Here is a 13,081-nt window from a genome sequence, read left to right as displayed (position 1 = left end):
CGGGCGCTGGCGCTTTCTGCCAGCGTGCGCGGGCGCATGCGTCCAGGCCTCCTGCTGAGCTGTCTCGTGCTGTCCCTGACCGCCGCCTGTCGAAGGGCGCCGCCGCCGATGGTCCCCACGGCCGCGCGGCCGCCGCCGGTGCGGCTCGACTTCCAGCCTCCCGTGGACCGGGTCCTCACCGAGACGGTGCGCGCCGTGCGCGTGGTGGAGCGCGCAGGTGCGGCCGTGCGCGAGGAGGCGGAGCTGACCACGGAGACGCGCTTCACGCCCGCGGAGGGTGGGTGGCTGCTGGCGCAGGTGGTGCCGCGCTCGCGGCTGGTGCGCGGTGGCGCGGCGAGCGCCGTGGACGGAGGCTCGCAGGGGACTGCGCAGGGCTCCGCGGTGCCGCAGGGCGCCGCGCAGGGTTCGCAAGCGCCGTCGGGCGCAAGCGCGCAGCAAGGTGCCGCGCAGGGCTCCACGGGCGGCACCGAGGTGGACACCTGGGTGGACGACGTACTCACGCGCTTCACGCTGCGGGTGCGGCTGGCGGCGGACGGCACCTTCGTGAAGCTCGTGTCACCCGAGTCCGCGCTGGAGGCGCTGCGGCAGGTGGTGCCGGCGGGGACGGATGCGGCGGCGCTGGAGCGCTTCTTTTCTCCCGAGGTCCTCGAGGCGAGGACGCGCCGCGAGTGGGAGGCGCGCTACTCGGGCCTGTTCCGGCGCAACCTCATGGAGGGGCAGCGCATCTGGGCGGTGGACGTATTGCCCCTGGGCGACACGCAGGTGGCGTACGTGCTGGAGCGCACGGTGCAGGGCACGCGGGACACGGACTACGGCGACGCGCTGGTGCTGAGCCTGCGCTGCCTGGACGCGCTTCCGGCGGATGCGACAACCGAGCTGACGGACGCGTTGGAGACGGCGGGCCGGCCGCAGCTCACTCCAGGCGTGACGTGCGAGGGCGAGCAGCTGGTGGCGCGGGGCCGCTTCGTCCCGGTGAGCCGGGAGCTGACGGTGAAGGCGACGGTGGCGGGAGAGCAGTGGACCATCACCACGGAGTCGAAAGCACAGGGTCTTCAGGAGGAGGCGCGATGAGCTGGGAACAGAACCTCGTGGAGGACGAAGCGGGCGTGGAGCGCGTGGTGCAGGGCGCGCGGCGGGTGGCGGTGCTGGGCATCAAGACGGAGCAGCAGTCGGGGCAGCCGGCCTTCTACGTGCCGGACTACCTGGCGCGGGCCGGCGTGGACGTGGTGCCGGTGCCCGTCTACTACCCGGACGTGACGCACATCATGGGCAAGCCGGTGTTCCGGCGGCTCGCGGACGTGCCCGGTGACGTGGACCTGGTGGACGTCTTCCGCCGGCCGCAGGACATCGACGCGCACGTGGACGACATCATCGCCAAGAAGCCCAAGGCCGTGTGGTTCCAGTCCGGCATCCGCAACGACGCCGCGGCGGAGAAGCTGGCGAAGGCGGGCATCCAGGTGGTGCAGGACCGCTGCCTGATGGTGGACCACCGGCGGTACGGGAAGCGCTGAGCCGCGCCGTGCCCGGGGCCCGCGCCAGGAAGCGCGCGGGCCCGGGCCGTTACTCAGTACTGCCCGGAGATGACCTTGGGCAGCGCCTTGCGCAAGTCAGGCAGCGGACCAATCTGCTGCGAGCTGGCCGCCTGTGCGGTGCCGTTGTTGCGGAGCAGGCCACGCATCTGGATGCTCGTCAGGCGGCGGCCGTTGGCCAGGGCCACGCCCTGCGCGCTGGCGGCGGCGCCGACGATGACGGGCGAGGCGCTCGACGTGCCGCTGAAGACCGCCGTGTAGTACTGGTCCTCGCCGCTGGCGAACTTGTCGCCGTAGCCCAGCGAGTAGACCTTCTCACCCCAGCCGTGCACGTCCACGCGGCTGCCGTAGTTCGTCCAGCACATGGGCACGCGCGTGGTGGCGGTGCTGGCGCCCACGATGATGGCGCCCGATTCGCGCACGCTGCGGTTGAAGGCATTGCCGTATGCCGCCGCGTCCAGGTTGGCGCTGCCGTTGCCCGCCGCCTCCACCACGATGACGCCGTTGGCCGTCGCGGTGCGGATGGCGTCGTAGTTCGCCGTCCAGTACTCCATGGCGATGTAGTTGCACTGGCTGGTGTTGCACGTGCACGCCGTGCCGTCCGACGGGCCGCCAGCGTGCAGCTCGATGAGGACGATGCCGCCCAGGCCCGCGGCCGTGGCCGCCTTGGAGATGGCGCTCGCGGTGCTCTGCGAGGCGATGCCCTCGATGCCCACCCGCGCCGCGTTCGCGATGCCCGTGGTGCCGTACGCGTTGGACACGCTGGCAATCACACCCAGCACCGCCGTGCCGTGGTTGCGCCAGGCGAGGTCCGCGTACTGCGTGCCGCCCGTGTAGAACATCGCGGGCATGTCCTCGTGCGTGGTGCGCCACGCGCCCTCGATGTCCACCACCTTCACGTTGGTGCCCGTGCCGCCCGCCACCGTCCACGCGTAGCTGGCGTCCACGCCGCCGGGCGCCACGCTCAGGTAGCCCTGGCTGGACTGGTACAGCGGCGTGGTGGGCGGGACGTCCGCCGCGGCCAGCAGGCCTCGCAGCGCCGCGTCCATGCCGAAGTTCACCATGGCCGGCTCGGGCGGAGGCTCGGCGTAGGCCACCTCCACGCCGTCCAGGCGGTTCAGCTCGTTCACCAGGTCCGCCACGCCTCCGGCGGTGGTGCCCGGCAGCAGCGGCACCTCGAAGTAGAGGTTGAGGTCAGCGAGCTGCTGCCCGCTGCGCGCCTCACCAGCGGCCTTGCGCGCCTCCAGCACGGGCTCGGCGTCGTCGAAGAGGCGCGCGGGGGCGCCGAGGCGCGGCGCGCGCTGCAGCAGGGACTCCACGGCGGCGGCATCGGCGCGCAGGCTCGCGTCGCTCAGGCCGCGGCCGGCCAGCAGCGAGCGCTCCGCCTCGCCCCGCTCGGAGGCGATGGGCACCAGGCGGTTGTCACGCAGGCGCACGCGGCTGCCCTCGTGGAACTTCACCACGATGCGCTCCACGTACGTGTTCGCGGCCAGCTCGCGGCCGGTGTGCTTCTCAGCGAGGCCACGGGGCTCCAGCGGCTTCGGGGCGGCTCCGGCGGCGGGCGCCAGCGCCAGGAGGGACAGGGACAGCAGCGCACCACGCAGGGGACGCATGGACAGGAAGGACGACATCGGCATGGACTGCCTCCACTTCGAGAAGAGGACGGCCGTGATGCGCGCCTCCGGGCTCAGGCCCGGAGGAACACGAATCACGCGGACGTCTTACAATTCCGGTCTGTCATCGAATGCCCGTTAGGGTCTGGAGATTGTCTGAAACCGGACATGGGCGCCGGCTGCGGTCGGGCGTCATGGAGTGCCTCCGGGCGCGGGTAGGTGTCGTCCGCCTCACCCGTGCTGGCGCCTCGGTGCATCTGCCGGGTCGATGATCCGCGTGTTAGGTGCGTGAGGCAGTCCGGGGGGAGCGCATGCACTCAGGTCAAGTGTTGGGAGGGGCCCTGTGCGGGGTCCTTCTCGTCCTCGTGCCCCTGGGGGCGCACGCGGCACCGGGGCCCGAGGTGCGCCCCTACCTCGTGTCCGTGGGGCGCCTCTACGAGGACCTGGAGTTCGAGCGCGCACTCGAGCAGCTCGTCACGGCCCGGCACCTGTGTCGCGGACTCGAGGACGACGTGGCGCTGTCGCTCTGGGAGGGCATCCTCCTGGCGGAGCTGAGCCGCACGGAGCAGGCCAATGCGGCCTTCAAGGCCGCATTGTTCCTCCAGCCCGAAGCGCGGCTTCCGGCGAAGGTGTCGCCCAAGATGTCTCGCCAGTTCGAGGCGCTGCGAGTGGGCGTCAAACGCGGCCTGGCCAGGGGGGAGCGCGCGCCGGAGGCGCCCGCGCCCGCCGCCGTGGCGGATGCTCCGCGCAAGGAGTTGGTGGAGTCTCCACGGGTCGAAGCTCCGTCCCCCGTAGTGCCCGCGACCCTGGAGGCCCCGGTGGCGCGTGCCGAGGTGCCGCTCGCGCGCGGCCCCGAGACGCGAACGGAGTCCTCGCTGCGCTCCAGGGCGCATCTGCCCGCCATCATCGGTGGCGCGCTGGCCGCCGCCGGTGGCGTGTCGTGGGCGCTGTCCCGGACGGAATTGTCGAAGCTGCGGAGCGCGGATGCCTCGCTGGCCACGCCGGCGGACGTGGACCGGAGCGTCTCGCGCGGCCGCACGTTGCAGACCGCGGGCGTGGGCCTGGTGGGCGCGGGAGTGGTCGGGCTGGGCGTGGCGGCCGGGATGTATCTCCTCGGCGCGCCCACGGAGCATGTCTCGGTGAGCATGGGGACGGATGGGACGTCGGCCCTCGTGTCCGGGAGGTGGCCGTGAGGACGCTCCCGCTGTGGGCCGTGCTGGTGTTGCTGGGCACGGGCTGTGCCGACTTCGACGTGGAGAAGCAGGAACTCTGCGAACGGTTTCCTGCGCGCTGCGGGACAAGCATCGGAGGGGACGAAGACCCGGATGCGGGCGCGGGGCCAGCCGCGCCGGACGCGGGTACTGCGCCGGACGCAGGCGGCCCGCCGCGAGTGACGAATACCCAGCCGCTGATGCCCATGACCCAGGGGGGAGGCACGCTCACGTTCCAGGTCGCAACGGAGACGCCTCCGGCAGGCAGCCTGCGCTTCGAGTGGTCCGCCACCTCGGGCTCGCTGGGCGTGCAGGAAGACGGCGCGACCACCAGCCGCATCCAGTGGACGGCTCCGGACTGCCTTCCCGACGGGACACCGCCCTTCGTCACGGCCACCATCACCCACTCCCTGGGACCTTTCACCCCGGTCCGGTTCCTCGTCGGTGGGGTACCGGACTGCCCGGCCTGGAAGCCCGCGGGCACCCTGTCCGTCAGCCGTGAGCGCTTCACCGCCACCATGCTGTACGACGGCAGGATCCTGGTGGTGGGCGGCCTCGACGGGAGCACCACCCTGACCTCCGCGGAGCTCTATGACCCCGTGGCAGGCACCGTCTCCCCCACCAGCGCAATGACGGTGGCGCGTTCGGGCCACAGCGCGACACTGCTGTCCACGGGGCAGGTGCTGGTCGCGGGCGGGAGCAACTCCAGTGGCCCCCTGACGTCCGCCGAGCTCTACGACCCGAGCACGGGAACCTGGACCCAGACAGGCGTCATGGCCAATGGCCGGTACTTCCACTCGGCCGTCCGATTGATGAACGGGAAGGTGCTGGTGGCGGGGGGCTGGGGAGCCATCGTCTCGCTCAACACCGCGGAGTTGTACGACCCGAGCGCGGGCACGTGGTCCGCGACGGGGTCGCTGCTTCAGGCCCGTCATGGCCACACGCTGACCGTCCTGGCGGGCGGCGGGGTGCTGGCCGTGGGGGGAACCCGGACGTACTTCGGTAGCGGGGGGGCGCCGGCCTCGGAGTTCCTCGCCACCGCGGAGCTGTTTGACCCGTACGAGGGCACGGGCACCTGGTCCTCCACTGGCTCCATGGCCCAGGCCCGGCGCGCGGGCCACTCGGCCACCCTGCTGGGCTCGGGCAAGGTGCTGGTGCTCGCGGGCACCGGTGCAACCGCGCCCCTCACCACGGGAGAGCTCTATGACCCGTCATCGCGCACCTGGTCGTCCATCCGTGCCATGGCGTCCCCGGGGCGCACCGGCCACGGTGCCAGTCTCCTGGGCTCGGGAAAGGTGCTGGTCACCGGCGGCAGCTATGGCAATCCGCTGCGGACCGCGGAGCTGTATGACCCGGAACGCGATGCGTGGAGCTCCGCGCCGGGAATGGCCGCGTCGCGCACGGGCCATGCGGCCTTCACCATTCCACAAGGGGATGCGTTGGTCCTGGGCGGAGGGGTGACGGGCGTGGAGCGCTACGAGCCAGGCACTGGCGTCTGGAAGCGCACGAACGGCATGGGCTCGGTGCGCAAGCGCCACACGATGACGCTGCTGACCTCCGGCCAGGTCCTCGTCACAGGCGGGGTGGATTCCACCGGTGCACGGCTCGCCACCGCGGAGCTGTTCGATCCGCTCACGGGTCGGTGGTCTCGCACGGGTGACATGGCCACTCCGCGTGAGAGCCATACGGCCACGCTGCTGTCTTCGGGGCGGGTGCTCGTGACGGGAGGCACGGCGGAGAATGTCCCCTCGGAGGTGTACGACCCGGGCTCCGGGAGCTGGACCGCGAGCGGCCTCATGAGTCTGAACCGTAGCAGCCACACGGCGACGTTGCTGCTCTCGGGCCGGGTGCTCGTCACCGGTGGAACGGGAGGCTTCGCGTCGGCGGAGCTGTACGACCCGGACGCTGGAACCTGGGCCTATACGACGAGCATGGCGGAGGGACGCACTGCCCATGCGGCGACGCTGCTGCCTTCAGGGAAGGTGCTGGTCACGGGCGGCCAGAGCGGAAAGACGTACCTCGCCACCGCGGAGATTTATGACGAGGTGGAGAATGGGAGCTGGACTCAAGCCACCTCCATGCGCCTGCCCCGGAGTGCGCACACTGCCACGTTGCTGCCCTCGGGCCAGGTCTTCGTGGCCGGAGGCTTTCGGGTCCTGCCCGGCTCGAGCAATGAGCTTCTCGCCGCGCACTCTCTCGAGGCCACGGATTCCTACGCTTCCGAGAGTGGCCAATGGACTGCCTTGAGCAACATGACCGCCGGAGGCTTCATGCTCTCTGGACGTCATGACCACGCCGCCGTGCTCCTTCCAGGTGGAAGAGTGATGGTGATTGGGGGGACCACCAAGCCGGGAGGAAGCCCCAACTACTACACCAACTTCACCTCGGAGATTCATGACCCGGCCACGGGGCACTGGACTCCCACGAGCAAGACTGTCGGGGAGCGACGCAGCGGTCACCGCGCATTGCTGCTCCCCACCGGAAGGGTGCTCGTCACGGGCGGCACCAACGACACGGGGGCGGAGCTCTACATCCCCTGAAGCGCCTCACCACTCCGCTTGCGCGAAGGGCACCGGAGGCCGCGCCAGGGCGCGCTCGGCGGACAGGCGCGCCTGGTCCAGCGCGTCGAAGCCGCGCTCCATCGTCGTCGGCGTCACCGGCGGCAGGTTGGACACGACGACGTAGACGGGCACCTGCCGCTGCTCCAGCACGGTGAGCTGGAGCCGGAAGTGGTCTCTCCGGAGCGCCGCCGAGCCCGACGCCAGCCCCTGCGCGTACGCCATGGGCCCACCCACCACCTTGCGCGTCCGGCTGGGCAGGAAGTGCACGAGGATGGCGTCCAGGTCCTTCCCCACCGCGCTCTCGTTGAGCGACAGCGCGGGCGCCTTGTCCACCAGTCCGCCGTCCCAGTACAGGTTGCCCTCCAGTGGCACCGCGCGGAACAGGCCCGGGTACGCGCAGGTGGCGTGGACGCGCGGGGCCAGCTCGCCCGAGGTGAAGACCTCGTGCCGGCCCAGCGTGAGGTTGGACGCCACCAGCAGCAGCGGGTGCGGCAGGTCCTCGAAGCTGCGCACCGCCAGCGTGTCCTCCAGCAGCCTCCGGAAGCGCTCACCCTTGAGCAGGCCCGTCATCCCGTGGCCGATGGCATCCGCGTTCAGCACCGCGCCAATCGGATCCGGGTCCCAGAAGTTGGCGCGCGTCTGCCGCAGCACCAGTTCCTCAATCGCGTGCACGGGGATGCCCGCCGCCGCGTACGCCGCCACCATGCCGCCGGCGGAGGTGCCCGCGTACACCTGGGGCCTGAGCCCCGAGGCCGCCAGCCCCTTGAGGAAGCCGGCGTGCCCATAGAAGCCGAAGTAGCCCGCGGAGAGGACCAGGCCGAACCGCTTTCCATCGAGGAGCTGGTGCAGGGTGGGAGAGGCCATTCCCAGGATGTACGCCACTGTCCGGAATCAGGCAACGCGATGCGTCTAGAGAGTGCTGGCGGTTGTCGGAGTATCGACGTATGTTGATGCGACGATATGGAGGAGCTGTCCCAGTCATTCCGGGTGCTCGGAGACCCGACGCGCCTGCGCATCCTGCGGTTGGTGGCCGAGGCCCCGTTGAACGTGACGGAGCTGGTGTCCCTCGTGGGCGTGGCGCAGTCGTCGGTGTCGCACCACCTGGGCAAGCTCAAGGGCCTGGGGCTCCTGCGTGAGGAGCGGCAGGCGGGCTTCAGCTACTACTCGCTGGCGCTGGAGCAGCAGGACTCGCGCTGGCCGCTCATCCGGCTGGCGCGCGAGGCGGACGACGCGGCGGGGGACTCGGCGCGACTGAAGGATTTGCTGCGCGCGCGCGAGGACAGGCAGGCGCTCAACGAGCGGCTCCTGGAGCCGGGCCAGTCGTGGTTCCTGTGGGCCGGGGCGCTGGCGTCGCTCTTGCCGCCGCTGGACGTGGCGGACTTCGGCTGTGGCACCGGCGTGCTGAGCGTGGCGATTGCGCGGTGGGCGCGGCACGTGTGGGCCATCGACCAGAACGCGGACGCGCTGGTGCAGGCCCGCGAGCGCGCCGGCCGCGAGGCGCGCTCCAACATCACCTTCCTGTGCGAGGACCTGCAGCGCCTGTCGTTGAAGGCGGGGCGGATGGACCTCGTCGTGATTTCGCAGAGCCTCCACCACGTGGAGTCCCCCGAGGCGGCGCTGGCCGAGGCCGCCCGCCTGCTCAAGCCGGGCGGCCGGCTGGTGCTGCTGGAGCTGATGCCGCACGAGGAGCGCTGGGTGCTGGAGCGGTTGGGCCACCGGCACCTGGGCTTCGCGCCCGAGTCTCTCGAAGCCGCCCTGCGCGAGGCCGGCTTCACGTCCCTTACCCGCGACACGCACGCGCGCGACGGGGCCAGTCCCTTCCGCGTCTTCCTGCTGACCGGAGTCAAACCATCATGACGAGCCACCTGCCCGCCGCACTGCCTCCCCCTTCTGGTGAGAACGGCCGCCGCGTGGAGGCCCTGCGCACCGCCATGCGCGAGCGCGTGCTGGTGCTGGACGGCGCCATGGGCACGCTGCTCCAGAACCACGACCTCAAGGCGGCGGACTTCGGAGGCGCGGAGTACGAGGGCTGCAACGAGAATCTCGTCCTCACCCGGCCCGAGCTCGTGGAGAGCATCCACGCGCGCTACTTCGCGGCGGGCGCGGACGTGACGGAGACGGACACCTTCGGCGCCACGCCGCTGGTGCTCAACGAGTTCGGCCTGGGACACAAGGCGCTCGAAATCAACGAAGTCGCCTCCCGGCTCGCGCGCAACGCCGCCGCCGCCGCCGAGGCGAAGGACGGCCGCATGCGCTGGGTGGCGGGCTCCATTGGCCCCACCACCAAGGCCATCAGCGTCACCGGCGGCATCACCTTCGAGGAGCTGGTGCAGAACTTCGCCGTGCAGGCCGAGGGGCTCGCGCTCGGCGGCTCGGACTACCTGCTGGTGGAGACGGCGCAGGACACGCGCAACGTGAAGGCGGCGCTCCTCGGAATCGAGCAGGCCTTCCGCAAGTTGGGCTACTCGCTGCCGGTGGCGGTGTCCGGCACGATTGAACCCATGGGCACCATGCTCGCGGGGCAGAGCGTGGAGAGCCTCGCCGCATCGCTGGAGCATGCGGACCTCCTGTACCTCGGGCTCAACTGCGCCACGGGCCCGGACTTCATGACGGACCACCTGCGCTCGCTGTCCGCGATGAGCCCGTTCCCCGTGTCGTGCGTGCCCAACGCGGGCCTGCCGGACGAGAACGGCCACTACCTCGAGACGCCGGACATGATTGCCCGCTCGCTCAAGCGCTTCTGTGAGCAGGGCTGGCTCAACGTGGTGGGTGGCTGTTGCGGCACGCACGCGGGCCACATCGAGACGCTCTCGCAGGCGGTGAAGGGGCTCAAGCCCCGGAATGCCTCGCCCCGGCCCCGCGCCTCGCTGTCCGGCGTGGACTACCTGGAGGTGAAGGACGACGAGCGCCCGCTCATCGTCGGCGAGCGCACCAACGTCATCGGCAGCAAGAAGTTCAAGGAGCTCATCGTCGCGGGCCAGCTCGACGACGCGTCCGAGATTGCTCGCGCGCAGGTGAAGCGGGGCGCGCAGGTCATCGACATCTGCCTCGCCAACCCGGACCGCGAAGAGCTGGAGGACATGCGCAACTTCCTGGAGGTGGTCGTCAAGAAGGTGCGCGTGCCCCTGATGATCGACTCCACGGACGAGCGTGTCATCGAGATGGCGCTCACGTACAGCCAGGGCAAGGCCATCATCAACTCGGTCAACCTGGAGGACGGCGAGGAGCGCTTCGAGAAGGTGGTGCCGCTGGCGCGCCGCTTCGGCGCGGCGCTGGTGGTGGGCTGCATCGACGAGGTGGGCATGGCCGTTCCGCGCCAGCGCAAGCTGGAGGTGGCGGAGCGCTCGTACGAGCTGCTCACGAAGAAGTACGGCATGAAGCCGGAGGACCTCTACTTCGACCCGCTCGTCTTCCCGTGCGCCTCCGGCGACGTGCAGTACACGGGCAGCGGCGTGGAGACGATTGAGGGCGTGCGCCTCATCAAGGAGCGCTTCCCGCGCTGCAAGACGGTGCTGGGCATCTCCAACGTGTCCTTCGGCCTGCCCACCGCAGGCCGCGAGGTGCTCAACTCCGTCTTCCTGTACCACTGCGTCCAGGCGGGCCTGGACATGGCGTTGGTCAACTCGGAGAAGCTGGAGCGCTACGCCTCGCTGCCGGAGGAGGAGCGCAAGCTGGCGGAGGACCTGCTCTACAACCGCGGCACGGACCCGGTGACGCCCTTCGCCGCGCACTTCCGCGAGCGCAAGCCGGCCCGCGCGGCCGTCAGCAGCCTGCCGCTGGAAGAGCGGCTGCAGCGCTACATCATCGAGGGCACGCGCGACGGCCTCACCGCGGACCTGGATGAGGCGATGAAGAAGTACGCGCCGCTGGAAATCATCAACGGCCCGCTGATGAAGGGCATGGACGAGGTGGGCCGCCTCTTCGCCGCCAACGAGCTGATTGTGGCGGAGGTGCTCCAGAGCGCCGAGTCGATGAAGGCCGCGGTGAACCACCTGGAGCCGCACATGAGCAAGGCCCAGGCGGCCATGCGCGGCAAGGTGGTGCTCGCCACGGTGAAGGGCGACGTGCACGACATCGGGAAGAACCTGGTGGAAATCATCCTCGCCAACAACGGCTTCCACGTCGTGAACCTGGGCATCAAGGTGCCGCCCGAGCAGCTGGTGCAGGCGGTGCGCGAGCACCGGCCGGACATCCTCGGCCTGTCGGGCCTGCTGGTGAAGAGCGCGCACCAGATGGTGGCGACGGCCGAAGACTTGAAGCGGGCCGGCGTGGAGACGCCGATTCTGGTGGGCGGCGCGGCGCTCAGCCGCAACTTCGTGGACCGCAACATCGCCCCGGCCTACGGCGGCGGCACGGTGGCCTACGCGCAGGACGCGATGAGCGGCCTGGACCTGGCGAAGCAGATCGTGGACCCGGGCGCGCACGAGAAGCTGCGCGGCGACCTGGCCGTGCGCCGCGAGAAGCTGGCGCAAGAGGTGAAGGAGCGCCCGGTTGCAGCGGCGCCCGTGTCGCGCGGACGCAGCGCCGAAATCCAGGTGCTGGAGACGGTGCCCAAGGCGCCGGACTTCGAGCGGCACGTGCTGACGAACACGCCGCTGGACCACATCTGGAAGTTCATCAACCCGGTGATGCTGTACGGGCGGCACCTGGGTCTGCGCTCTTCGTCGCGCGCGCTGGGCACGCCGGCCGAGGCGGAGCTGGCGAAGACGGAGGAGGGGCGCAAGGCGCTGGCGCTGAAGGAGGCGGTGGAGGAACTGAAGGGCGTGCTGCGCGGCGGGCTCATGCACGCGCGCTCCGTCTTCCAGTTCTTCCAGGCGGGCAGCGACGGCAGCCGGGTGGTGCTCTTCGACGGGAATACCGGCAAGGAGGCGGCGTCCTTCGACTTCCCCCGGCAGGACCGCGAGGGCGGGCTGTGCCTGGCGGACTACCTGCGGCCGCTGGAGGGCGGCAAGCCGCGCGACAACGTGGCCATGTTCGTCGTCACCGCGGGCGCGGGCATCCGCGAGCTGGCGGAGGAGCTGAAGGCGAAGGGCGAGTTCCTGAAGATGCACGCGGTGCAGGCGCTCGCGCTGGAGACGGCGGAGGGCTACGCGGAATTGCTGCACACGCAGTTGCGCAGCATGTGGGGCACGCCGGACCGTCCGGACATGACGATGCTGGAGCGCTTCCGCGCGGAGTACTCGGGCAAGCGCTACTCCTTCGGCTACCCCGCGTGCCCGCGCCTGGAGGACCAGTCGAAGCTGTTCGCCGCGCTGCGCCCGGAAGAAATCGGCGTGCAGCTCACCGACGGCTGCATGATGGAGCCGGAGGCCTCGGTGTCCGCCATCGTCTTCCACCACCCGCAGGCCTCGTACTTCTCCGTGACGTGAGCGGGTGACGGCGGCGCGTGGCTCGGAAGCTGCACCGGGTTCACGCGTCCTCTCTGGCCCAGAGGGGCCACACCCCGCTGGAGAGTTCCCGTGTCTGACATCCGTGTCGTGCTGCTCGTGCTCGGACTGTTCCCGGGCGCGGTGCTCGCCCAGTCCACCGAGTCATTGCAGCCACCGCCGCTCATCGGCGTGGAGGAGGTCGCCGAGGAGGAGTCGGCGGAGTCCGTCCCGCCCGAGGCGCTGCCCTCGCGGCCGGCCGCGGAGGTGGAGTGGGCGCCGGAGCCTCCCGGACGGGTGGCGGGCCGCGTGCTCCTCGAGTCCATGGGCGGGGCGGTGGGCGGCGTGGGAGGCGCGTTCGTGGGCATGGTGGCCACGCTTCCCATCGGGGGGCTGGGCTGCGACGGGGATGTCTGTGACGGCTCGGGCCTGGTGGGTGGCGCGCTCGTGGGCTGGTCGCTCGGCGCGGCGCTGGGGGTGTATGGCTCGGGCTCGCTGCTGGACGGGCGGGGACGCTTCCTCCCCACGGTGGGGCTGGGGTTGCTGGCGGGGAGTGCGGCGGCGGGGCTCTACATGTCGGACGTCGGCGCGGAGCAGGTGTTTCCCCTGCTCATCGTGCTCCCGCTGGCCACGTCCATCGTCACGTATGAGGTCACCTCGTCCTGGGCGCAGCCCGAGCCGCGCACGCTCGCGGCGTCGTCTCGCGGCACCGGCATGTGGTGGACGCCCACGGTGGGCGTGTCCTCGCGCGGTGGCACCCTGGGGTTGATGGGGCGCTTCTGACGTGTGTCGTTGAGTGCC

At 70.9% G+C, this 13,081-nt stretch carries 9 protein-coding genes; 7 read left to right on the top strand and 2 right to left on the bottom strand.

Features of this window, described 5'->3' with window-relative positions; all coding sequences use genetic code 11:
• Window positions 1–36: 36 nt before the first annotated feature.
• Window positions 37–1,071 (top strand): hypothetical protein, encoded by a 1,035-nt coding sequence (locus tag G4D86_RS53020; RefSeq protein ID WP_240360383.1) that lies wholly within the window; start codon window positions 37–39, stop codon window positions 1,069–1,071.
• Window positions 1,068–1,511 carry a CoA-binding protein gene (locus G4D86_RS21285; protein ID WP_163995815.1) on the top strand — a complete coding sequence of 148 codons (444 nt, stop codon included), beginning with the start codon at window positions 1,068–1,070 and terminating at the stop codon, window positions 1,509–1,511. Before G4D86_RS53020 ends, G4D86_RS21285 begins: the two co-directional genes overlap by 4 nt.
• A 53-nt stretch (window positions 1,512–1,564) precedes the next feature.
• Here G4D86_RS21285 and G4D86_RS21280 read toward each other — a convergent pair whose 3' ends face one another.
• A complete protein-coding gene (locus G4D86_RS21280) occupies window positions 1,565–3,166 on the bottom strand; it encodes a S8 family peptidase (RefSeq protein ID WP_163995814.1) in 1,602 nt (533 codons plus the stop codon).
• A gap of 287 nt (window positions 3,167–3,453) precedes the next feature.
• Between G4D86_RS21280 and G4D86_RS21275 the strand changes: the two genes are divergently transcribed.
• Together G4D86_RS21275 and G4D86_RS21270 are read left to right on the top strand one after the other, a co-directional pair.
• Complete coding sequence (locus tag G4D86_RS21275) at window positions 3,454–4,335, top strand: hypothetical protein (protein WP_163995813.1); 882 nt, start codon at window positions 3,454–3,456, stop codon at window positions 4,333–4,335.
• Window positions 4,332–6,893 carry a Kelch repeat-containing protein gene (locus tag G4D86_RS21270; protein WP_163995812.1) on the top strand — a complete coding sequence of 854 codons (2,562 nt, stop codon included), beginning with the start codon at window positions 4,332–4,334 and terminating at the stop codon, window positions 6,891–6,893. The genes G4D86_RS21275 and G4D86_RS21270 overlap by 4 nt, the downstream gene beginning before the upstream one ends.
• A 6-nt stretch (window positions 6,894–6,899) precedes the next feature.
• Here G4D86_RS21270 and G4D86_RS21265 read toward each other — a convergent pair whose 3' ends face one another.
• On the bottom strand, window positions 6,900–7,778 hold the full coding sequence (locus tag G4D86_RS21265; RefSeq protein WP_163995811.1) for a patatin-like phospholipase family protein: 879 nt from the start codon (window positions 7,776–7,778) through the stop codon (window positions 6,900–6,902).
• 96 nt (window positions 7,779–7,874) lie between these two features.
• Between G4D86_RS21265 and G4D86_RS21260 the strand changes: the two genes are divergently transcribed.
• From G4D86_RS21260 to G4D86_RS21250, 3 genes are all read left to right on the top strand, one after another.
• Window positions 7,875–8,771 (top strand): ArsR/SmtB family transcription factor, encoded by an 897-nt coding sequence (locus tag G4D86_RS21260; protein WP_163995810.1) that lies wholly within the window; start codon window positions 7,875–7,877, stop codon window positions 8,769–8,771.
• Entirely contained in the window at window positions 8,768–12,283 is a 3,516-nt protein-coding gene (gene metH / locus G4D86_RS21255) for a methionine synthase (RefSeq protein WP_163995809.1), read from the top strand. Before G4D86_RS21260 ends, metH begins: the two co-directional genes overlap by 4 nt.
• A gap of 90 nt (window positions 12,284–12,373) precedes the next feature.
• On the top strand, window positions 12,374–13,063 hold the full coding sequence (locus G4D86_RS21250; RefSeq protein WP_163995808.1) for a hypothetical protein: 690 nt from the start codon (window positions 12,374–12,376) through the stop codon (window positions 13,061–13,063).
• Window positions 13,064–13,081 lie beyond the last annotated feature (18 nt).

The sequence above is a fragment of the Pyxidicoccus caerfyrddinensis genome, assembly GCF_010894405.1.
In the GTDB taxonomy this organism is placed as follows: Bacteria; Myxococcota; Myxococcia; order Myxococcales; family Myxococcaceae; genus Myxococcus; species Myxococcus caerfyrddinensis.
The sequence above is the reverse complement of the archived record's forward strand: the minus strand, read 5'-3'. Positions and strand labels throughout refer to the sequence as shown.

Bases quoted from the DNA above. Each gene is read 5' to 3' on its own strand.
- G4D86_RS21280 (WP_163995814.1), bottom strand. From the start codon at position 3,166: ATGCCGATGTCGTCCTTCCTGTCCATGCGTCCCCTGCGTGGTGCGCTG.
- G4D86_RS21265 (WP_163995811.1), bottom strand. From the start codon at position 7,778: ATGGCCTCTCCCACCCTGCACCAGCTCCTCGATGGAAAGCGGTTCGGC.
- G4D86_RS53020 (WP_240360383.1), top strand. From the start codon at position 37: ATGCGTCCAGGCCTCCTGCTGAGCTGTCTCGTGCTGTCCCTGACCGCC.
- metH (WP_163995809.1), top strand. From the start codon at position 8,768: ATGACGAGCCACCTGCCCGCCGCACTGCCTCCCCCTTCTGGTGAGAAC.
- G4D86_RS21275 (WP_163995813.1), top strand. From the start codon at position 3,454: ATGCACTCAGGTCAAGTGTTGGGAGGGGCCCTGTGCGGGGTCCTTCTC.
- G4D86_RS21285 (WP_163995815.1), top strand. From the start codon at position 1,068: ATGAGCTGGGAACAGAACCTCGTGGAGGACGAAGCGGGCGTGGAGCGC.
- G4D86_RS21260 (WP_163995810.1), top strand. From the start codon at position 7,875: ATGGAGGAGCTGTCCCAGTCATTCCGGGTGCTCGGAGACCCGACGCGC.